This window comes from Streptomyces sp. NPDC001513, assembly GCF_042894695.1.
GTDB lineage: Bacteria > Actinomycetota > Actinomycetes > Streptomycetales > Streptomycetaceae > Streptomyces.
This window is the reverse complement of record NZ_JBIAVU010000019.1, coordinates 22,410-44,327: the sequence shown is the minus strand read 5'-3', so window position 1 is coordinate 44,327 and position 21,918 is coordinate 22,410. Positions and strand designations below refer to the sequence as shown.

Annotated in this window: 16 protein-coding genes; 5 read left to right on the top strand and 11 right to left on the bottom strand. The window is 72.4% G+C overall.

The features are described from left to right. Window positions 1–78 precede the first annotated feature (78 nt). The 3 genes from ACFYZ4_RS34585 to ACFYZ4_RS34575 are packed head-to-tail and all read left to right on the top strand — an operon-like array spanning window position 79 to window position 5,487. Window positions 79–4,257, top strand: coding sequence for a CHAT domain-containing protein (locus ACFYZ4_RS34585; RefSeq protein WP_390785792.1), 4,179 nt, complete (start codon window positions 79–81; stop codon window positions 4,255–4,257). Further along, window positions 4,254–4,955: a hypothetical protein gene (locus tag ACFYZ4_RS34580; RefSeq protein ID WP_390785791.1), complete on the top strand. Its 702-nt coding sequence runs from the start codon at window positions 4,254–4,256 to the stop codon at window positions 4,953–4,955. Before ACFYZ4_RS34585 ends, ACFYZ4_RS34580 begins: the two co-directional genes overlap by 4 nt. 28 nt (window positions 4,956–4,983) lie before the next feature. After that, window positions 4,984–5,487, top strand: a complete 504-nt coding sequence (locus tag ACFYZ4_RS34575) for a hypothetical protein (protein ID WP_390785790.1) — start codon at window positions 4,984–4,986, stop codon at window positions 5,485–5,487. Between the two features lie 16 nt (window positions 5,488–5,503). On the opposite strand, the gene ACFYZ4_RS34570 is transcribed toward ACFYZ4_RS34575, so the two are convergent. Continuing rightward, a complete protein-coding gene (locus tag ACFYZ4_RS34570; RefSeq protein WP_351287079.1) occupies window positions 5,504–6,115 on the bottom strand; it encodes a TetR/AcrR family transcriptional regulator in 612 nt (203 codons plus the stop codon). Between the two features lie 169 nt (window positions 6,116–6,284). On the opposite strand from ACFYZ4_RS34570, the gene ACFYZ4_RS34565 reads away from it, so the two are divergent. Further along, window positions 6,285–7,124 carry a class I SAM-dependent methyltransferase gene (locus tag ACFYZ4_RS34565; protein ID WP_390785789.1) on the top strand — a complete coding sequence of 280 codons (840 nt, stop codon included), beginning with the start codon at window positions 6,285–6,287 and terminating at the stop codon, window positions 7,122–7,124. Between the two features lie 85 nt (window positions 7,125–7,209). Here ACFYZ4_RS34565 and ACFYZ4_RS34560 read toward each other — a convergent pair whose 3' ends face one another. Then, window positions 7,210–7,377, bottom strand: a complete 168-nt coding sequence (locus ACFYZ4_RS34560; RefSeq protein WP_351287082.1) for a hypothetical protein — start codon at window positions 7,375–7,377, stop codon at window positions 7,210–7,212. Window positions 7,378–7,624: 247 nt separating this feature from the next. Between ACFYZ4_RS34560 and ACFYZ4_RS34555 the strand changes: the two genes are divergently transcribed. After that, window positions 7,625–12,301 carry a HEAT repeat domain-containing protein gene (locus tag ACFYZ4_RS34555; RefSeq protein WP_390785788.1) on the top strand — a complete coding sequence of 1,559 codons (4,677 nt, stop codon included), beginning with the start codon at window positions 7,625–7,627 and terminating at the stop codon, window positions 12,299–12,301. A gap of 168 nt (window positions 12,302–12,469) precedes the next feature. On the opposite strand, the gene ACFYZ4_RS34550 is transcribed toward ACFYZ4_RS34555, so the two are convergent. The 9 genes from ACFYZ4_RS34550 to ACFYZ4_RS34510 form a co-directional block, all read right to left on the bottom strand. Next, window positions 12,470–13,282 (bottom strand): enoyl-CoA hydratase/isomerase family protein, encoded by an 813-nt coding sequence (locus ACFYZ4_RS34550; RefSeq protein ID WP_390785787.1) that lies wholly within the window; start codon window positions 13,280–13,282, stop codon window positions 12,470–12,472. Continuing rightward, a complete protein-coding gene (locus tag ACFYZ4_RS34545) occupies window positions 13,279–14,526 on the bottom strand; it encodes a cytochrome P450 (RefSeq protein ID WP_384340173.1) in 1,248 nt (415 codons plus the stop codon). The genes ACFYZ4_RS34550 and ACFYZ4_RS34545 overlap by 4 nt, the downstream gene beginning before the upstream one ends. Window positions 14,527–14,630: 104 nt before the next feature. Further along, on the bottom strand, window positions 14,631–16,028 hold the full coding sequence (locus tag ACFYZ4_RS34540; protein WP_390785786.1) for a cytochrome P450: 1,398 nt from the start codon (window positions 16,026–16,028) through the stop codon (window positions 14,631–14,633). A gap of 10 nt (window positions 16,029–16,038) precedes the next feature. After that, window positions 16,039–16,599 carry an ATP/GTP-binding protein gene (locus ACFYZ4_RS34535; RefSeq protein WP_390785785.1) on the bottom strand — a complete coding sequence of 187 codons (561 nt, stop codon included), beginning with the start codon at window positions 16,597–16,599 and terminating at the stop codon, window positions 16,039–16,041. Window positions 16,600–16,602: 3 nt separating this feature from the next. Next, on the bottom strand, window positions 16,603–16,995 hold the full coding sequence (locus ACFYZ4_RS34530; RefSeq protein ID WP_351287092.1) for a DUF742 domain-containing protein: 393 nt from the start codon (window positions 16,993–16,995) through the stop codon (window positions 16,603–16,605). After that, window positions 16,988–17,830 (bottom strand): roadblock/LC7 domain-containing protein, encoded by an 843-nt coding sequence (locus ACFYZ4_RS34525; protein ID WP_390785784.1) that lies wholly within the window; start codon window positions 17,828–17,830, stop codon window positions 16,988–16,990. Before ACFYZ4_RS34525 ends, ACFYZ4_RS34530 begins: the two co-directional genes overlap by 8 nt. Further along, a complete protein-coding gene (locus tag ACFYZ4_RS34520) occupies window positions 17,827–19,014 on the bottom strand; it encodes an ATP-binding protein (protein WP_390785783.1) in 1,188 nt (395 codons plus the stop codon). Before ACFYZ4_RS34520 ends, ACFYZ4_RS34525 begins: the two co-directional genes overlap by 4 nt. An 886-nt stretch (window positions 19,015–19,900) precedes the next feature. After that, window positions 19,901–20,605: a response regulator gene (locus ACFYZ4_RS34515; protein ID WP_390785847.1), complete on the bottom strand. Its 705-nt coding sequence runs from the start codon at window positions 20,603–20,605 to the stop codon at window positions 19,901–19,903. A gap of 29 nt (window positions 20,606–20,634) precedes the next feature. After that, window positions 20,635–21,879, bottom strand: a complete 1,245-nt coding sequence (locus ACFYZ4_RS34510) for a sensor histidine kinase (protein WP_390785782.1) — start codon at window positions 21,877–21,879, stop codon at window positions 20,635–20,637. Window positions 21,880–21,918 lie beyond the last annotated feature (39 nt).

Here is a 21,918-nt window from a genome sequence, read left to right as displayed (position 1 = left end):
GCGGGACGGGTTCTCGACCGAGATCCCCGGCTCCGCCAGGGGCTTCGGTCTACGCTGGGACCTCAGGGGGGTACGGGCGTGAGGGACGCACTGCTCAGGGAACTGTCCGACAGGATCCGCGACTTCGGCGACGGCGAGGCGCCGGACGCCGTGCTCGACGAGGCGGGGGCGAGGGCCGCCGCGCAGCTGCTGGGGCTCGCGGGCCTGGAGCGGGGCGACCCCCGGACGGTGGACACCGACATCCTGCACACGGTCGCCGCGTACCACTGGGCACGGTCCCTCGCCCACGGTGACGCCGCGCTCTCGGCCGCCGAGCACGCCCGGGCGATGGACGTCTTCGCGCTGCTGTTCCTGGCCGACCACCGGCGCGTGCCCCGCGCGCTGTGGCCCCGGCTCACCGAAGCCACCGGCCGCGACCCGTGGCAGGACCCCGTGGACCACGCGAGCGACCTCGTCATGGACGTGGAGGAAGGCGGCGATCCGGCCGCCCTCGACGAGGCGGTGGACCTCCTCCACGGTGCGCCCGCCGGCCCCTACCGCGACACCACCCTCGGCCTCGCCCTCCGTGGGCGGGCGGCGGACCCCGCCCGCCCGGCGGCCGACCGCCTGGCCGACGCCGACGCGGCCGTGGAGCTGCACGCCCGCGTGGCCGGGCTCCCCGAGGAGTCGCCCGACCGGCGGGCCCGGCGCCGCGTCACCCTCGCCTCGGCCCACATCCAGCGCTTCGCGCTCTCGGCCGGGCCGGGCGACCTCGCCGCGGCGGAATCCGCCGCACGCACGGCGTTCGCCGAGGCTCCGGAGGGCTCGGGCGTGCGGGCCGACGCGGCGGCGGCCGTCGGAATGTCCCTCGGCCGGCGCGCCGAGGCGGCCGACCGCCCGCAGGACGCCGACCTGTTACGGGAAGCCGTCGCATGGCTGCGCCTGGCCGTGGACCTCGCCACGGCCTCGGGACGGGAGCCGGACCGCGCGAACCTGCGCAGGGCGATGGGGCTCCTCCTCGACCGCACGGCCCCGCCACCCGAGCAGGAACACGCGGAACACGCGGAACACGGAGCCGAGAGTGAGGGCGAGGACGGGGGCGGGGTCGGGGGAGCGGCCGAGGCGGCCGTCGCCGCCGCCCCGCCGGCCGTGTCCCCGGACACCGTGCTGCGCCAGGCCCGGGACCTCGCCGCACTCGGCTCGAAGGTCATCGCGCGGATCCTCCCGGAGGCCGAAGCCGTCCGGCGGGTCGTGGACCCGGACTTCGCGCTCACGCCGGAGGCCGTCACCTCCGTCCTGACCGGCGCCGCCCGCCTCGTCGGCTCCGGCTCGCCCCAGGACGCGGTGCCCGTACTCACCCTCGTCCTGGAGGCCGCCGCCACGCGCTGGGGAACGGGCCCGGAGAGCCCCTGGTGGCCCGCGGCCGACGTCTACGTCGAGGCCGCGCGGCTCAGCCTGGTCGCGCGCCCCGACGGACTGCTGTTCCGGCGCGCGCACGACACCGTACGGGCCCAGATCGACGCACTGCGCGCGTCCCCCGGCGCCGAGGCGGCCCACGAACTCGCCGAGACCCTCTTCGCCGCCGGACTGCTCCACCTCAGCCCGTACTTCGGCGAACAGCCGGGACTGGACTTCGCCGGCGCGCTCGGCATCCGGGAGGAACGCCAGAAGCGGTACCGGTCCCTCCACCCCGACGATCCCGCTCACGCCACGGCCCCCGACATGCCGTCCCCCGCGGACGCGGCCGACGCCGCCGTCGAGTACCTCGTCGACGCCGCCGGCCTGGCGTCGGGGCACGAGCTGGGCCGGGTGCTCAAGGCCCTCGCCGAGGCGCTGTCCTTCCTCGCCGGGATGCGGGAGGAGTCGTACGACGGCGACATCCTCCTCGCCGCCCGGAAGGCGTTCGACGTCCTCGATCCTCGACGCGACCCGCTGGGCCGGCTCTACGTCCTGCGCATCCTGTACCGGTGCGGTGAACTGGCCCTGCCCGCCGACCTGCCCGGGCTGCTCCCCGTACCCCTGGCGGCCGTCAGGGAGCGGCAGGGGGACCACGAGGCGTCCTGCGTCTTCGCCGAAGCGCTCACCCTCGCCCAGGAGGCCCACCGCGTCGACCTGCAGGCCGGGATGCTCGCGGCGGCCGACCGTGACCTGCCGCGCCTCTCGATGGACGCCCACCGCCGGCTGCGCTGGTCGAGCGAGGTGCACTGCCTCGCCGGAGGCCGTCTGATGTGCGATCCGGGACCGATGGCGGTGGGCCCGCTCGCCGACCGGGTGCGGTCCGCCGCGGAAGCCGGAGCCTGGCCCGCCGCGGACCGCGCGGCGACGCTCCTCCACCTCGCCGCGCACGCCGACCCGGCGCGGGACGGCGATACCTGCCGCGAACTCGTCGACGAGGCGCGGCGGCTGGCGCCCGACCTCGTGCGCAAGCACGCCGACGCGGTCGACTACCTCGACGCCGTGCTCGCCCACGACCTGGGCGTACGGGCCCAGGAGCAGCGGCAGCCGGAGACCGCGGCGGGCCGGTTCGCCTCCGCCGCCTTCCTCTTCGCGCTGTGCCGGCAGACCGATCTCGCCCTCGCGGCCCTCGACGCCGGGCTGGGGTGCGCGCACCAGGCCGAGGGGACGGCGGCCGAGCGGGCGGCCACCGCGCTGCTCCCGGCCTCCGTGTTCCTGCGCCAGGGATCCGACGAGACGGTGGACTGGAAGCTGCGCGACCTCTACCAGTCCCTGGCCTTCAAGGTGAGCGGCCCCACCGTCAACCTGTCGCTGATGTCCGGCATCCACCAGGCCGCCAAGGGCATGGACTTCACCCTCTCGGCAGGGCGCCCGGGAGCACTGGAGTTCTCGCGCGGCCTGCACGGGATCCTCGACCGCGCCCGGCGCGCCGAAGCGGCCCTGCCGGGACCGCTGCCCGACTTCGACCTGCCCGGAGGGGCCGAGACGGCCATGCTCTACTACCTCGGCTCGGGCGAGTCCGAACCGGACGGCGACGCCGAGGCCGAAGTGCGCAACCTGCAGCGGGCCGCCGACCGCTGGATCAGCGGGGAACTGCGCGCGGCACGCGGCTCGACGTGGTTCCCGCTGATGCAGGTCGACGAGGTCCGGGCGCTGCTGCCGCCGGACACCGTGCTGCTCTCCCTCTTCCTCGGTCAGGTCCACCACCAGGCCTCCGGCAAGACCGTCATGGCCCTGCAGGGGATGGCGATGACGCGCGAGGACCTGCTCCACCGCACCATGCTCTTCCCGACGTACGAGGGCACGCTGTACCGGATCTCCAAGGCAGGCCACACCCTCAACGTGTCGCCCGCCGCACTGCAGATCGCGGGAGTGCGCGAGGAGCTCACCGCCGACCCGCTGCACCGCGACGTCACGCGCACGGCCGCGCGGTTGCTCGCCGAGGACTCCGCCTCCTACCTGGCCGGGTTCACGGACTCCCTGCCGTCCTGGCTGCGCCGGGGCAAGACCCACCTCTGCGTCTGGCCGAACGGCCCCCTGCACTACCTCCCCTTCCACCTGCTGACCGCCGACGGCCGCCCGCTGGCCGACGACTGGACCGTCACCCAGGTGCCCAGCCTCTCCTTCCTCAGCCGCCCCGCCGGCCCGGCTGCGCGTGGTTCGCGTGCTTCGCGCGCTTCCCGTACGGGACTTGCCGCCTTCGCCTTCGACAGCGCGGGCACGCACACCCTGGAGGCCCACACCGCGCGGATCGCGGCCTCGATGGGCAGCGCCGCACCGGTCCTGGGGGCCGCCGCCACCCCGCGCCGTTTCCTCGAAGCACTGTCGGAGGCCCGCTACGTCCACGTGGCGGCCCACGGCTCGCACAACGAGTGGGCGCCCTGGCACCAGTGCCTGTTCCTGTCGCCGGACCCGGAGCGGGGCGACGACGGCCGGGTCTACGCCCACGACGTCCTCGGGACCGATCTGCGCGGGGTCGAACTCGTCACCATGAGTGCGTGCGAGTCGGCGCTCGGCCGCTTCGACATCAACGACAACCTGCACGGCCTGCCCGCCGCGTTCCTCCAGGCCGGCGCCGCCGCCATCGTCGGCTGCCTCTGGCCGGTGGCGCCCGACGTGGCCACCGCGTTCTTCGGCACCCTCTACGAACAGCTCGCCCTCACCCGGGACCGGCGCACGGCGTTCCGTACGGCCCAGTCCACGACCCGCGCCCGCCACCCCGCCTACCGGGACTGGGGTGCCTTCTGCTTCATCGGGGACTGGCGCGCCACGACCGCCACCGCCACCGCGACCACCGACGACTCACACGGAGCCACCGAATGATCCCTCCCGACAGGCCGACGGGAGCGAAGGAAGAGGCCTCCTACGACCTCACCCTGCTGCCGACGCTCCTCCTGCAGACACCCACCCCACAGCCCCCGCTGACCGGGCGGATCTCGCTGGGCGCGCCGGTGGTCCGTCCGCTCACCGGCGTACAGGCAGCCGAGGGCGACGGCGACTGGGGGGCCTTCCTGGAGTCGCAGGCCGACCAGTACGACTACCTCCTCCTCAGCCTCGTCTGTTCGTTCCGCCCCGTCTCCGACGGGCCTCCCTTCACGGACGCGGGCATCGGCATCCTGCTGGAGGCCCCCGGCGAGCCGGCGGACCGGCAGCCCATCGCGTGGTCCATCTCGCCGAAGAAGCGGGCCGTCCCCGTCACCCCCTCCGGCTCGCTGACGCTCACCGCCAACCTGATGCTCGTCGACGCGGGCGTGGAGTACACACCCCACCAGGGCGGGCAGGAGAAGCTGTTCGTGGTCGGCATGGGCGAGCGCGACAGCGACCCGGAGTGGAGGTTCACCGCCACCCCCGGCACGCCCCTGGTCGGCGACGAATCGCTCGCCCTCATCGTCCGGACCCCGGCCGACACCCCGACACGGGCCCACATCACGGTGGCCGCGACCGTCAGACAGCGCCGCCTCGGGCTGATCCCGTATCGTGCCGAACTCCCCCCTGCCCTGCGCACCATCGCCGTCCGCTGACGGCGAGCGACGGATCGGAGAGACGGCCGTGACCGGCATGGACCACCTCGCCTCGTTCACGGCGACCGGACGCCTGCACGGGATCGGCATCGGGTCCACCCTCGGCGAGGTCGACCAGGCCTTCCCCCACCGGTTCGTCGACGTCGTCGACGAGAGCGGGCAATCGCTGCGCCGCGACTACGGATTCGTCGAGTTCTACTTCAACCCCGGCGAGGAGTGGGTGATGACGGGCGGGTCGGTCGAGCTCCACCGCCTCGCCTCCGGCCACGCCATGGCGAAGACGTGGGCCCGGGCGACGGGGGTGACCTTCCCGCGCCACACGGCCTGGGCGGACCTGCGGCAGGCGCTCGCGGGCGTCCCCGGAGCCCCGGTGTTCGAGGTCACCGACCAGGGCGGCTTCCTCGAATTCCGGGCGGCGGCGTCCCACGTCTCCGTCATCGTCGTGGACGACGCCGAGGAGGAGCGGGGCTGCCACGTGGGGCACGGGGACGTGTGGAGCATCGGTCTGTGGGCGCCCGTACGGGCGGGGTGACGGCCCGCCCGGCCCGCTACTGACCTGCGGCGGCGTCGGCGAGGGCCGGGCTCACGACCGAGCGCACGACCTTGCGGACGTCGGCGACCTCGGGCGCGACGCCCCCGCGGCCCGCGAACAGCAGGTGGCCGGATCCGATCAGGGTGAGGGCGAGCGTGTCGACGTCGAGGCCGGCGTCGGCCACGAGGCGGCCCCGCTCGTGCTCGGCGCGGAGGTACGAGGCGATCATCGCGGTGGCCTCGGCCAGGACCGGAACTCCCGTGGAGCCCGCCCGGTGCAGTCGTGCGCGCAGCTCGTCCCGGGCGGTGACGAGGCCGACGATCGCCACGGCGACCGACTTGAACAGCTCCGTCAGGGCGGCGGTGAGGTTGTCCACGACCGTCCCCGTCCCGGCCGAGGCGGACAGGGCGGCGGCCTGGACCCGGATCCGGCCGATGCGGTCCAGGACGAGCTCGGCGAGGAAGGCGTCGAAGTCGGCGAAGTGCCGGTGTAGGACGCCCTTGGCACAGCCCGCCTCGGCGGTGACCGCCCGGCTGGTCAGCGCGTTCGGCCCGTACTGGAGCAGGACGCGCTCGGCTGCGTCGAACAGCTGCCGGGACACGTCGTGGATCGCCACCCCGGTGGGCATACGGGCCTCCCCCTCACCTTCCTCGTGGAGCCGCGGGCAGCGGCAGGTCGTGACGCGTACACGGTACCCGCGCCGGTCCGCCGCGGGCTCGTGCCGTCGGCAGGAGGCAGAAGTAGCCGGTGAGCAGCAGGGGTTGACGAGTGGGCGATCGCCCCTTCAGAGTGGGCACATGCCCACTAGCCCGCACGGTGAAGTGCATCGGCAACGACAGGTCGCGGAGTCCTTCGGCGCGGACGCCGAACGCTACGACCGGGCCCGGCCCCGGTACCCCGAAGCCATGGTGGAACGGATCGCCGCCGGCGCTCCCGGGAGCCCCGGCAGCGGCGGCCCGGGCGGCCCCGGCAAGCAGGTGCTCGACGTGGGCACCGGCACCGGGATCGCCGCCCGGCAGTTCCAGGCGCTCGGCTGCCGGGTGTCCGGCGTCGAGCCCGACCTGCGACTCGCCGAACTGGCCCGCCGGTTCGGCCTCGCGGTGGACGTGGCGACCTTCGAGGAGTGGGACCCGGCCGGCCGCCGGTACGACGCGGTGGTGGCCGCGCAGGCCTGGCACTGGGTCGACCCGGTCACGGGCGCGGCCAAGGCCGCGCGGATCCTGCGCCCCGGCGGCCGTCTGGCGGCCTTCTGGAACGTCTTCCGCTTCCCGCCCGAGGCGGCGGACGCCATCGCCGAGGTCTGCCGACGGGTGATGCCCGAAGCACCGTTCGACTTCGGCGCGATGCTGACCGGCGCCACGGACGGCTACCAGGTCTTCTTCGCCAAGGCTGCCGAGGGGATCCGCGAGTCCGGCGGCTTCGCGGAGCCGGAGCAGTGGCGCTTCGACTGGGAGTGGACCTACACCCGAGACGCCTGGCTGGACCAGATGCCCACACTGGGCGCCTTCACCCGGCTCCCCCCGGACAGGATGGCCGAGGTACTCGACGGCGCCGGTACCGCCATTGACGCGATGGGTGGCAGCTTCACCATGCACTACGCCACGGTGGCGATCACGGCGGTACGCACCGAGGCCTGACGCTTAACGCCTGACGCCGCACGTCTGAGGCCCGAAGACCACGGCCGCGCCGGGCTTGAGGGGGCGGCCCGGCGCGGCCGTGCGATCACTTGGCGCCGTTCCGCTTGACCTCGTCGCGTACCGCGCGAAGAGAACGGATCGCCGTGATCATCTTCTGAGACAGTGCCGGTACCTGGTCGAAGAGATGCCCCACGACGGCAACACCTCCCGCGACCGAGGTGACGGCAACCGTCACCCAACCTGCCAGTTCCATAGAGCGCCTTTCGAAAGAGGATGATGCGTGGCCGTGGGAGGCCCTCCGGGCTCCCCTCGCCCCCCCAACGGGTCCTCATCGCTCCGGCTCTCCGCAATCCCTCACGCTCGAACGGCAACTACACAACCAGCGGTCTGAGTTGAGCGTACCGACCAGCGGTGCCGCATGTCCTCAGGATCGGGAGGGTGGGTCGTATCGGGGCGAAACTTGCTGGTGGGGCCGGGAACGTCCCGGTTAGCATCCGACGATGACGACGCCCACGGACCAGCCCTTCGACGATGCGGTGCGTCGAGCCGACGTCGGCTGGTTGTCCGGCCGTCTCGACGCGCGGCTCTGCCCGCCGGCCGTCTTCCGACGGCTCATCCGGCACGAGGATCCCCGCCTGCGGTACCTGGGGTTGGTGCTGCTCGACGAACGCGTCACCTCGGGCCGGACGGGCGACGCGTCCGAGACGGCCGAACTCGCGGGACTGCTGCCGGTGTCGGTGGAGGGGTCGCCGGAGTCGCTGCTCGTCCTGGCGCGGCTCCATGAGCGACTGGGCCCGTACGCCCCGGAGTCCCGCCGGCCTGCGTGGCGTACGGCCGAGCTACCGGTACGCGTACGGATCGCCTGGCTGCGCGCCGAGCTCATGAACGAGCCGAAGGTGATCCGGAAGGAGCCGCCGGGCGAACTGCTGTACCAGGCCGTGCGGGAGGCGACCGTCACCCGCGCGCACCGGCCCGCGCACCTCGTCAACGAGCTGGTGGCCAGCGGCGACCCGGTGTTGCGGGCCGAGGCCCTGCGGCTGGCCCGGCAGGGGCTGCACGCCGGTCTGCTGGCTCCCGCACTGGTACGCGGACACGTGATGAGCCTGCTCGGCGCAGGCGCAGGCTCCGGCAGCGCGGAGGTGGTCGCCGCCACACTGGGTGAACTCGCCGAGCCGTGGACGGCGTTGGATTCGCCGCGGCCCGGACTCCTGTCCCCCTTCCTCACCGCCGAGTCGGTGATCGCACGGCCCGAGGCAGCCGATGCCGCACTCACGGCTGCCGCCCATCACGGGCACGGCGGGCTGCTGTGGCAGGTCATCGACGATCCGGACCTGCCGCCCGGACTTCGCCGGCGCGGGATGGAACTGCTCGGCGACCTGGCGGACCGCGGCGACATCGGCCCACTGACGGCCATCGCCGCACAGGACCCCCTGCTGTTCGGCGGGCCTGCGGTGACGTGCCTGCGAGGGCTCCACCGGCGCGGGCACTTCCCGGACGGTGCGCACGTCCCGGCCGTCATCGGCCTCGCGCTGGCCGACCACACGATCGCTCCCCACGAGGTCGCGACGATCCTGTTCACCTGCCGACAGGCGATGTTCCGTGCACTGGTGGACGCGGCCCCCGACGACCCGAGCTGGCCGCGCCGGCTCACCCTGCTGGTCGCCCTGGCCGCACAGGGGACGGGGGAGCTGCCGATCGGGGACGCGATCACACGGGTTCTGCCGTCGGCGCCCGCGCCGGGGCCGTTTCTCGCCGCGATCCGCACGCTGCGCCACACGGATGCCGAAGACGCGGTGATCGCTCTCCTGCCCTCGGCACCCGCCGCGGCCCTGGACGCCCTGGAGGCCATCGGCGGGCACCGGACGGCGGAAGCACTGAGGGAAGGACTCGGCCTGACCGCGGAGGCGGGCGCGGCCGAGGATGTCGGCACGGGCGCGGGCGCAGGCACGGGTCCGGTCGCGGGCACGGTCGTCGGCGCGGCCCCGGGCGTGATCGCGCCGCACCTGCGCGCGGTACGGAACACCGCCCTTGAACTGCTGTGGCACCTCACCCACGATCCGGCACGGCGGCGGGCCCTCCTCGTCCGTCTCGACCCCGCCGATCTGCCCGCCCGCATCGCGGCGGACCTCGGCGGCCCGGACGAGCGGGAACTGGCTCTCCTCCGTTCCCACCTCGACCCGGACCACCCGGTGGCGGCCCTGTGCCGACTGGCCGCCCACGGCAGCGCCGCCACGCTGCCGGCCATCGCCGACCTGCTCCTGCGCGTCGTGGCCGAACTGGCGGCCTCCCGGGAGTCGGGCGCGGCCGCCCCGCCCCCCGAGCACGGGCAGCCGGCCGGGGAGCCCGCGGTGCCCCAGGAGGTCGTGGACGCCGTACACGGTCTGGGCCGTCGTCTCCACGAGCGAGGCCGCATCAGGCCCGTCTGCCTGCTCGACGCGGCGACCGCACCGGAGGCCGGACACGCACTCGTCGGATCCCTCGCGCTGGATCTGCTGGACCGGCCCGGACTGTCGAGCGGCGAGCAGGCGATCCTGCTCGAACTCCTGCTCCGTGTCCCCTGCCCGAGCACCCGGGCGCGGACGCACTGCCTGCTGCGGCACCGCGACCGGCACGTGCGCAAGCACGTGATCGCGTTGCTCGCCCGCGACGCCACGGGGGACGACGCGCAGGCGTTGTCGGCGACCCTGATCGCGCTGACCACCGCGCAGGACATCCAGACCGTTCGCCAGGCCCTGCTCGCCCTCGGTCACGCGCGGGCCCGCTGGGCCTCCGCCGCGATCGCCGCGTGCCTCGGCCATCCGAACATGAACATCAAGAAGACCGCGGCCGAGGTGCTGGTCCGCGCGGGCACGCCCACGGCCGTACCGACGCTGCTCCACTGGCTCGGACATCACGACAATCCGGGCCTGCGCGGCAAGCTCGTCGAGGCGCTGCGCACCATCCTCGGCGGCGCCTACCTGGCGACCGTCCTCGCCGCCGCCGAACACAGCGAAGACGCCCGCGCCCGCGCACTGCTCCTGGAAGGCCTCGACCGCACCCTGCCGGCGAGCTCGGTCCTCGCCCTGGCCGACCAGGCGCCACAGGTCGCACCCACCCTGCTCGCCCTGGTCGCGGCCGGCCGGGTCGGCCTCGCATCCGGCACGATCGAGGACCTGTCGACGGCCATGGCCACGTACGGGATCAGCACGCCCGCCGTGCCCTGGCCGGCGGCCGGGACCGGAGCGGACCGCGACCTCGGGTCGCTGACGGCCGGGAGCTGGAATCCGGCGGCCGCGCTCCGCATCGCCGAACGGCACGAGCTGCCGCACCCCACCCGGTTGCATGCGCTACGGCCCATGCTGGCGGACTGGCTTCGCCTCGCCGGCTCCGAACCCGCCGCCCGGGGCCGCGTACTGCGACTCACGCTCCGGCTGTGCCCCGCCCCGTGGACGACCGAGGAACTGGCGGCCTTCGCCCGATCCGCCACGGTCCTCCTGGACGCCCTCGCCGAGGCCGCGGCCGGGGACCGGGCCGAACTGATCGCCGTACTCGAAGCGGTCGCGCCGACTCTGCCGGCCGTGGAGAGGTCGACCGCCGCCGACGCGGTACGCGCGCTGCCCGCCGTACCCGCGGGAAACCGGTCCACCCTGCCGCTGCTCCGCGGCCTCGGCGCGGTGCTCGTCCGCGCCGACCTCGACCAGGCCCTCGCCGCGGCCCGGCTGGACGCCCAGCCCGGGCAGGCCGAAACCGCCGTGCTACGGGACGCGTTCGGGGACCGGCCATCCGCCGCGGCCACGCATCCGGACGCGACGTGGCGAACGGCACTGGAGGCCGCGACCCGCACACCGAGCACCCTCCGGGCCTTCCGCCACCACCCCCTGGCACCCGGCTCCAGGGACCAACTGACCGAACTGATCGAGGTCTACGCTCCCGCCGGCCCTGAGGTCCGGGCCGCCCTCGTCGACTGGATGGAGGACCTCCAGCCCCTCGACGCACCACCCTGGACCATCACCGAGACCGCCCACATGCCGGCGCCCCGGCCGCGGACCGTGCACGAGGACGACCTCGACCAGCCCCGCTCGACCGCCCTGCGGGAGCGCCTGCTGGCCATGCTGCGGGCATCCGCTCCGGACCGTCGGCGCGCCGCGGCCCTGGCGCTCCTGGAGTGGCCCGAGCCCGAGGCGCGGCTTCCGGTGCTCCGGGCGTTTCTGCGAGGCAGCGTCGACATACCCGCCAGTGCCGACCTGGCCCGCACCCTGAACACCATCGACGGGACGGAACTCCGCGCGGACGGCGTCCTGCACGAGCGGGTGGCCCGCGCGGCGGAGCGGCTGGCCCCGTGCGACCTGGAACCGCTGGTCCCACTGCTGCTGGAAGGGTGGGAGCACGACCGGCCGTCCGGCAGGGCGGCGGCCGCGCAGGCGCTGCGCAGCGTCCCCGCCGACGTCCTGGCGGAACACCTCGCCGACCGCCTCGACTCCGGTGCCTGGGGCTTCCTCGACCTGCTCTGCGGACGTCCCCTGCTGCGCACCCCCGCACTGGCGCGGACCTGCCGGCGGCTGCGCGCGGAAGGACGCGAGGACCTCGCGGACGGACTGCTCCTCGTGGACGGTCCGCTGCGCCACCCGGACGCCGCCCGGCAGGACGCCGCCGCCCTGACGGCCCTCCGCGACCGCACCCCGCCGGAACCCTCGCAACCCCCTTCCCTCCAGGCCCTGTTGACCCTGGCCCGTACCGGCAGCCCGGCTGAGATCCACCAGGCACTCAACCGGCTCACCGAGGAACACACGGGCCCGGGCCCCCATGAGGACCCCGCCCTGCGCGACCTGATCGGCGCGTTGCTGCACCACCCCAAGCCCGGGATCCGCCTGCACGCCCACCGCACCTCGCGCGCCCTGCTGGACCGCCAGACCTACCTGCACCACACCTCGCTCCTCCTGGACGACCCCCAGCCCGACCTCGTCCGCATGGCGATCCGCACCCTCAGCCACGCCACCTGGCCACCCGCCGTCCCGGCGATGGCCGCCCTCCTGGAGCACCCCCACCCCACCATCCGCACAACCGCGACCGAAGCCCTCAAAACCCTGGGCGCAGCGGCCATCCCCACCCTCAAACACGCCGCCACCCACGCCCGCCCCGACAAACGCCCCCTCTACACAGCACTCCTCCACCACATCACGACCACCGGTTCCGCGTAGCGCCGGTTCACCCCCACCGAGGTCGGCAGGAGGCCGCGCCTTCGCGGAGGAGCGGGCCGACGAACTGCCGTAGCGGCACGTCGAGTCAGGAGCGGCCATGGTTCGGCAATCCCGGTACGCCCGGGCCGGACGCGGCATGGCCGGGCGCCCGTACCGGCCCGGGAGGGTTCAGCCCCTGGCGTGCTGGTGGAGCGTGGCTGCCAGGAGATGGGAGTCGAGCAGGGAGACGTCAGCCGTCCTGTCCGCCCGTGCGAAACCGGCCAGCATGCGCTTGGTCAGGACGAGTGCTTCGGGCGAGCGTCGCACGAGAGGCCTCGTCCAGGAATCGATCACCTTGTCCAACTGGGCGAGGGGGGCGGTCCGGTGGAGCAGGCCGATGCGGTGGGCCGTGTCGGCGTCGAAGACGTCGCAGGTGAGCATGAGCTCGCGAATCCTGGAGGCGCCGGCCTCGGAGACCAGGCGTCCCATCGCCCCGCCCCACGCCGGCGGTAGCCCGATGCCGACCTCCGGCATGCGAAAGCGGCTGGTGTCCGCACCGGCGCGCAGATCGCAGAAGGAGGCGAGGGCGAGACCCGCGCCGATGACCCGCCCGTGCAGCCGGGCGATGGTGACCGCGTGGGTGTTCTCCAGGGCCTGGCACAGCCGGTGCGCCTTGTCGGCGATGCGCCGCAGGCCCACTCCGGACGGATCGGCGGCCAGCGCCTCCTGGTACTCGTTGCGGTCGGCACCCAGGCAGAAGTCCGTACCCAGTGACGACAGCGTCAGGATCCGGACGTCGGGTCTCTCGTGGAGGTCGTCGAGCAGGGCGATGAGGTCGTCGAGGACCGCGGTGTCCAAGGTGTCGTCCTGCCCCCAGGGGTTGAGGCGGACGTGGAGCACGGGGCCGTCCTGCTCGGTGCGTATCGCCTTGGGAGCGGGCCACGCGCGTGCGGGGGCGGGGGCGGGGGCGGCGGGGACGGGAGTGGGGGCCGATTCGGTCATGCGAGGGCTACGTCCAGATTCAGCAGTCGCCGGAACGCCACACGGGGCGCCATGGACGGGGGGCGTACGAGGGTGAGGCGGGGGAGGCGCCGGATCAGCTGGCGGAGCAGGGTCTGGGCCTCGAGGCGCGCCAGCGGCGCGCCGAGGCAGTAGTGGATGCCGCCACTGAACGCGAGGTGCGCGGCCGTGCGTTCGGGGTCGAACCGGTCCGGGTCGCCGTGTCGGGCCGGGTCCCGGTGCGCCGCTCCGATCATGAGGTGGACCATCTCGTCGCGCCGGATCTCGATGCCTCCCAGCACGGAGTCCTGCGATGCGACCCTGCTGATCACGTGGGTGGGCGGGTCGTAGCGAAGCGTTTCCTCGACGAACCCGGGTACGAGGTCCGGGTTGTCGGCGACCATGTCCCAGCGCTCCGGGCTTTCGACGAGCCGGAGCGTCATCGTCGAGAGGAGGGTCGCGGTGGTTTCCAGGGCGGCCAGCAGGACGAACAACACGAGGAAGTAGACTGCCTCGTCGGCCTTGTCCTGGTCGGGCTCGATCGCGTCCCACGTCTGGATCCACCGGGTGACGGGGTCATCGCCGGGGTGGGAGCGCCGATCACGCACCAGCTCCATGAAGTAGGTGCGCAGTTCCGCCGTGGCCTCGTCGGACAGGGCCAGTTGGCTGGCCGACGGCAGCAGCTCCTGGGTGAAGACCTGATCGTGCGTCAACTGGCGGAGTCTGGGCCAGTCGGCCTTCGGCAGACCCAGCCATTCCCCTATGGTGGCGACCGGCAGCTCCTCGCAGACAAGCTCCGAGAAGTCCGCCTCGCCGGTGCGTATTCGTTCCGTGAAGGAGTCGAGGAGCTGATCCGCGGACCGGCTCACCGTGCGGCCGATGCGTTCCACCGTGCCACGGTCGAACGTGCCGGCCGCTCGTCTCACCTTGGTGTGGTCGGGGGTGTTGAGCGCGGCGAGCGTGTTGCTCATCTCCCGTGAGGAGGGCGCGTTCCAGCGCGTCCCGAGCCCTTGGCGCTCCCGCCATTCCCGGTCGGGCTCCAGCCATTGGCGGCTGCGCAGGACCTGATCGCAGGCAGCGAAGCCCGTCACGGCGAAGCCGCCCCAGGGGGCGGGCACCACCTCGCCACGGGCGAGGAGTTCGGCGTAGATCGGGAAGGGGTCGGCCTGCCCTCCGGCCGTCCGCAGACGGGAGAAGAGGGAGGCGGACGCCCGGCGGTCATACGACGGAGTTGTGGCGACGCCCATGACGGCGGCTCCTTTCTGAGAATCAGCCGCCATGCATACCCGCATGATCATTAGAGCATCCCCTACCACTGGGTACTCACGGGGTTATTAGAATCACACTTGCCTCACTCGCCCCTGGTCCAGGCCAGGAAGCGGCTGAACAGGCCGCCCTTGGGCTGTGGCGTGAAACCGGCCTTCGCACGCGAGGGTCCGGCGCCGGCGGGTGAGGAGGCGGCAGTCTGCTGCTGGGGCGTCTGACCCGCGTTCGATCCGGACGATCCGGACGCCCCGGCCGACCCGGCTGCCTGGGCAACGGCCCGCGGGGAGAAGCGGATCGGGAGGGTGACCAGCGAGCGGCTCCACGGGCTCGGCGCCCAGGTGAGGGCCTTGAACGGGACGCGCAGCTCGACGTCGGGCAGCTGGTTGAGCAGGGTCTCGACGGCCGTCACGGCGATCATGAAGGCCGGGTCCTTGGCGGGGCAGGCGTGCGGGCCGGCTCCGAACGCCAAGTGCGCCTTGGCGCTGAGCTGTTCGCGGTGTTGGGTCAGCTTCGGGTCGGTGTTGGCCGCGGCGAACGAGACGAGGACCGGGTCGTTGGCCCGAAGCAGCCTGCCGCCGAGCTCGATGTCGTGAGTCGGGTAGTGCGCCGCGTAGTTGGCGATCGGCGCGTAGTTCCAGAGCGTCTGGGAGATGGCCTCCTCGACAGGGAGGCCGACCTGCCAGTCCTCACCCAGGTACAGGGCGCTGCTGGTGCCGATGGTCGCGGCCAGCGGCGCGGTGCCACCGGAGAGCAGCGTGACCAGCTGGTGCAGCACCTCCTCGTCGCTCAGCTGGGCCGAGTGCTCCATCAGACGCGTGGTCAGGTCGTCCGTCGGGCGCCGCCGCTTGAGGGCGATCAGCTCGGTGAGCGCCCCGCCGAGCACCTCGTCGGCCCCGGGGGTTCCCTCGAAGATGCCGCTGATACCGGCGATCACGCGGTCGCCGATCTCGGGCGGGCAGCCGAACAGGTCGCTGAAGACCAGCAGGGGCAGCGGCTGGGCGTACTCGGCCATCAGCTCCGCCTGGCCGAGGACGTCGGTACTGAACTGGCTGATCAGGTAGTTGGCGGACTGCTGCGTCTGCCGGATGAGCTGGTGCTCGTTGACCGTGGCGAGACTGTCGGTGACGGCGCGGCGCAGCCGGGCATGTGCCGCACCGTCGCTGAAGAGCGCGTTGGGGCGGTAGCCCATCATGGGCAGTGCCGGGCTGTCGGCCGGGACGCGCCCTTCGTTGAGGGCGTTCCAGCGGCGGGAGTCGCGCACGAAGGAGGCGGGGTTCTGCAGGACGTACAGCGCCGCGTCGTAGCTCGTGACGAGCTCGGCCTGGACGTCCGGGGCGATGTCCACGGGCGCGCTGTGACCGAAGGAACGCAGCTGTGCGTAGTGGCTGTCGGGGTCGGCTCCGAACGAGGGGCCGTACATCCGGACGTTCCCGTGCGCGGGGCAGCCGGGGGGTATCTCCTGCGTTTCACGTGGCTGTTGCATTCCTGCGCTCCTAGCCGAGTTGGGACATGAGGTGTTGCACGAGGGTGATGAGGGCCTGCGCCGAGGAGGTCTCGTCCCGTACGTCGCACTCCACGATGGGGGTCTCGGCGGTGAGGTTCAGGGCCTCGCGCACCTCGTCGAGCGGGTAGTGCGTGGTGCCCTCGAAGTGGTTCACGGCGATGGCGTAGGTCAGGCCGAAACGCTCGACGAGGTCCAGGATGGGGAAGGACTCGTGCAGGCGCTCCGGGTCGACGAGGACCAGTGCGCCCAGAGCGCCCCGGGAGAGCTCCTCCCACATCTCCTTGAAGCGTTCCTGGCCGGGCGTTCCGAAGAGGTAGAGCACCAGGGTGTCGCTCAGGGTGAGCCGGCCGAAGTCCATGGCGACGGTGGTGGTCTTCTTGTCGGGCGTGCCCGACAGGTCGTCGAAGCCCACGCTGGCTTCGGTGATCTCCTCCTCGGTCCGCAGCGGCTCGATCTCGGAGAGACTGCCGATGCAGGTGGTCTTGCCGACCCCGAAGTGCCCCACTATGAGGATCTTCACCGCGTGGGAGACGTGTGGATCCAGGTACACGCGCTACGCTCCGAATCGATTCTTCAGGCCCTCGAGCACGGCGCTGACCAGTTCTCTGTCGACACGTTCGGCGCGCGGGATCGGTGTCCTCGCGAGGATGAGACCGTCCTCCTCCAACTGCGCCAGCAGGATGCGGACGATGCCCAGGGGCAGGTGCGTGTGCCCCGCCACCTCGGCCACGGATAGGAAGCCGTCCGCGACCAGGTCCATGACCTGCCCCGCTTCCGGGGACAGCGTGCGCGCCGCGACCTGTTCGTTCTCCGCCGCCATCGTCACGAGCGTCGTGTGCTCGTACTCGTGGTCGGGGGGCAGAGCTCGTCCGTTCGTGATCACGAAGAGGGGGACTAAGGGAGACGTCAGTTCCAGCTCGTCATCCTGTTCGAACCCATCACGCATGGTCAGTCGCCTTCCCCGGTGTCGCCGCCGAGGTCAGTCCGGGAACCACCTCGTGCAGACGCGTGGTGAACTGTTCTATGTCGCAATCGTGTTCGGCGGCAGCGGCCAGAAAGGCATCGGGTCCGGCCGCCATCAGGAAGATCCAGCCGTGCTGGAACTCGATGACCGTCTGACGCCATTCCGCGTCCTCGACGACCCCCGCGAACTGGGACGTGACCCTGCTGTAGGCGTGGATGCCCGTCATGGCCGCGGAGACCGTGTCCGCGAGGTCGCGGCTCATCCCGTTGGTCGCCCCGCGGGGAAGGCCGTCCGAGCCCAGCAGCACGGCGTGGCGCGCGCCCTTGACCTCGGACATCACCTGGTCCAGCTCGCCCAGGGAGAACCCCGCGTCACCGGAGCTCTGCTGCCGGGGGGCGTTCCCCCGGGGACCTCCGGCGTCCTCGGCGCTCACCCGCGGCGGCGAGGTGAGGTTGTTGCCCAGTCTCGCGACGAGGCGGTGCATGCGGAAGGAGATCTGCTGCATGTCCACATCGGGCGCGGCCGCGGCGGCGAGGTACGAGCCCTGCCCTGCCCCGATCAGGAAGATCCAGCCATGAGAGAACTCGATGACGGTCTGGTTCCACTGCCGGTCGTCTTCCGGCCCGGCGAAGTGGGCCGTCGCCCGGCTGAGCGACTGCATCCCGGCCATGGCCGCGGAGATGGTGCGCACGTCCTTCTCGGCCAGGCCTTCGGTCGCGCCGCGAGGAAGGCCGTCCGCGGACAGCAGGACGGCGTGCCGTGCATGGGGCACGTTGTGCACGATGTCCTCGAGCATCCACGACAGGTCTGCGGTCATGCCTCTTCGGGCCCTTCGGACGAGGTGGGGTCAAGATTGCGGCCGGAGAGCGTGCCGCGCTGGAAGGCCCCCAGGCTGCGCCCGGAAGCGCGGCCCGTCTCTCCCGCGATCCGTGGCGCCGGCGAGGTGGAGTCGGGATCGGGGACGCTCGCGATGGGCGCCTGGCGTGCGCCGCGCTTGGGCAGACCGTGCATCGTGCGCGACGTCGCGCTCGGGGGCCTGCTCTCGGTGACGCGCCGGATGTCGCTGACCGGAGCCTCCGGGGCGGGCGGCATCTCCTCCATGGTCCACAGCTCCTCGGGCAAGAGGACGACGGCCCTGACGCCGCCGTATCGGGAGACCCCGGTGACGTCGGCCTTGAAGCCGTGCTGACGCGCGATCAGGCCGATGACCGGGAAGCCGAACTTCGGCTGAGTGCCGAGCTGCGACAGCCGGGGGGCGACTTCTCCGGAGAGCAGCGCGGTCGCCCGCTGGCGCTCTTCGTCGTTCATGCTGACACCGGCGTCGTCGATGACGATGCACAGGTTGTTCTGGACGCGCTGGAAGGTCACTTCGATCGGTGCGTCGTGCTGCGAGAAGCTGGCGGCGTTGTCCAGCAGCTCGGCCACGGCGAGGGCGACGGGCGCGACCGCGGACGCCTTCAGGGCGAGACTGGTCTGCTGCATGACGGCGACCCGGTGGAAGTTGCGGATCTGGCCCTGGGCATTGCGCACCACGTCGTAGACGCTGGCGGGCCTGTTGCGGCGGCCGAGCGGCGCACCGCACATGACGGCGATGCCCTGAGCCTTGCGCGCCATCTGGGCGTTGGCGTGGTTGACGTCCAACAGGTCGCTGAGGACGGCGTGTCCGCCGTACTTGCGCTGGATGCCGTCCAGAAGCGTCGTCTGCTCGGCCGCGAGGCTCTGCAGGAGGCTGGCGGCACCCTTGAGGACGGCCTTGGTGTTCTCCTCCGCCGCTTCCTTGGCTTCGCGGAGCGTGGCGTCCTGCTCGTACCGGATCCTCTGCAGCTCGGCGTGCGACGCGCGCAGGTGGCCGTCTGCCGTGAGGAGCTGGTGCCTCAGCTCGGCCTCGCTGTGCTTCTTCTTCGCCTCCAGCGCTCTGTTGCGGGCGACGAGTGCCACGACCGCGACAACGGCTATCGCCGCCACCGCAACCAAGCACCACACAAGTGCGTCTCGATTCATGGAAACCTTTCCCGGCGCATGGCATGCGGACGGCTGCAGATACACCTCGCGAGGCCCCGCAACACAGCTGATCGGCACGGCCCGCCCGCTGTTAGGCGGAGAGCATGCGCCGATCACACATCAGCATCTGCGTCAAATTGGATCAAGATCACAGATGTCGGGATGCTATCACCGGATCTTCGCCCCCTCGGACGCCTGCTATGGCGTCAGATCCGGCCAACCCGGGTGTCACAGCAGCGGGTTGACAAGGCCTTTCAGTCCCGCATCTGCTACCGGCCACCCCTCTTGCTAACGATTCGTCAAGCAGTTCTTCACGAAAGGAGTGGCAATCTCTCACATCGATCCGGGAGACCGCCAACCGCCCCCTGGACGGGCCTCATCGGTGGCTGGCGAAGACCTGTTCACGGGGTGCCGGGTGTGTGTGAGGTATTGCCCATATGTGTGGACATCACTTGAGGATCGGATCGCGGGATCCGAGTGGCGGCGGTTCGAGCTGTCCTGACGTTCGCAAGGGCGAAGTTGATGGGCTTTTGATGAGCCGCCTACAGCCTGTCGTGCTTCTTGGCGATGACGTACAGGCTTGTACAGACGGTCGGCACGCCGGTCGCCACCACGCCGGCCAAGGCCTTGCCCCTGTCGACGCACGGGCGCCGGTGCTCCTCGGGCGGCCTTCCGGTTCATTCGACGGTCAGCCGATGGAACAGATCTTCGTGAGAATCCCCGTGCCGACGGCTCTGGCGTGATCGAGCCGTTCCTGGTTCACGGCGATCCGTTCCTGGCTTACGGCGATGAGCTCCCTGCACGCGCCGCCCGCGGTGGTGGTCGGCCCGAGGGTGTCGCACACGGCAGGGCGGAGCCACTTCGCGGCGGCCCGTACGGAAGCCGGTCAGCCGGCGAAGCCCGGGACCACCAGGCCGGACTCGTAGGCGATCACCACCGCATGGGTCCGGTTCTGCGCGCCGAGCTTGGTCAGCACATTCCCGACGTGCGTCTTGGCCGTCTCCAGGCTCACCGTGAGGGACTCCGCGATCTCCGGATTGGAGAGTCCCGTGGCCATCAGGCGCAGCACCTCCTCCTCCCGGCCGGTGAGGGCGGCCCGCGGCAGGGCCTCTGCGGAGCCCAGCGGGCGGGGGGCGACCATGCGGCCCAGTGCGGCCGGGAAGAGCACCGCTTCGCCCGCCGCCACCACCCGGACCGCCTCGGCGATCCGGCGGACCGGGAGGCGCTTGAGGACGAAGCCGCTGGCGCCCGCGCTGAGGGCGGCGGTGACGTAGCCGTCGTTCTCGAAGGTGGTGATCACCACGACCTTCGGCGGTTCGGCCGCTTCGGCAAGGAGCCGGCGGGTGGCCTCGATCCCGTTGAGACGCGGCATCCGGACGTCCATCAGGACCACGTCCGGGCGCAGGAGCCTCGCCCGTTCGACCGCCTCGACCCCGTCGGCGGCCTCGCCGACCACCGTGATCCCCGGCTGCGCGGCGAGCAGCAGGCGCAGGCCGCTGCGGGTGACCTCGTCGTCGTCCGCGATCAGGAGGGTGACGCAGGGGCTGATGGCGGAAGGGCTGCTTTGGGAAGGTCCGGTGACGGAAGGCAGGGCCGTGCCGTCGCCCGCGTCGGATCCGTTCACGCCGACACCTGTGCCGGCAGCCGGCAGGTCAGCCGCCAGTGCTGCGTCCCGTCCGGGCCGGACCGGAACTCACCGTGCAGCAGTTTGACGCGCTCGGCCAGTCCGGGCAGACCGTGGCCGGAGGTCGGGAAGGTATCCGGGCCCGGTCGCGTCCGTGCCCCGGTCCGGTTGACCACCGTGAGATCCAGTCCGTCCGGTCCGGCCGCCACCCGGACCTCGATGGGGCCGCCCGCCCCGTGGCGCAGCGCGTTCGTCAGCCCCTCCTGGAGAATCCGGTACGCCGCCCGGGAGAGCGTCCCCTGCACCTGTGCCAGCGGACCCGACAGCTCAGGTTCCACCACCGCCCCCGCGTGCCGCAGGCGGTCCAGCAGCTCGGGGAGGTCGGCCAGGGTCCGGGTCGGCGCCGTCCCAGACTGTTCCTCGCGGAGCACTCCGAGTACGTAGTCCAGGTCCTCCAGCGCGGCCCGCGTCGACTCCTCGATGCTGCGCATGGCGGCCCGCGCCGCCTCCGGGTCGGCGGAGAGCACCTCGCCGGCCACCGCCGCCTGGATGGTGGCCGCCGTCAATGTGTGCCCGATCGAATCGTGCAACTCGTGCGCGATCCGGTTGCGTTCGGCCAGCAGCAGTTCCCGTTCGGCGGCCAGCGCGAGCCGTTCGGCTGCCGACGGTCCCAACAGCCGTGGCGCCGACCACCGCAGGGTCTTCGTGACCAGTACGCAGACGGCCGCCGCCAGCAGGATGCACACGGCCGCCACCACCCAGCTGCTCCACCCGTCCGACACCCGGACCGACGTGCCGAACAGACTCGCCCGCGCCTCTCCGCCGAGCCAGTTCCCCGGCAGGGAGACGCCCATGAGGAACAGCACCCCGCTCGCCAGCGCCCCCGCCCACCCGACGGCCACGTACAGCACCAGCCAGAGCGGGGTCCGCCAGCGGTCGAGGCCGGGAGAACCGGAAGTCCGGCGACCGGCCACCGGATTCGGCAGCGGCACCCGCAGCAGCCGGCGGGCGGACACGACCAGCGCCCGCCGTACGGGCCGCGCCAGTCCGGCCACGCCGACCAGTACCGCCCAGACCAGCAGGACCAGGACGATCTGCACGCTCTCGGGAGCGGATCGCCACGACAGCGCCGGCAACAGGGCGAAAGGCAGCAGCGGAAGGCTCGCCAAAGCGCCGCAATAGGCGAAGAGCGCACCCGAATACGTGGAGCCGCGCAGCAGCGGCCGAATTCCCCTGATCATGATCGCCAGTATCGCCGGGCAGCGCACCGGCAGCCTCCC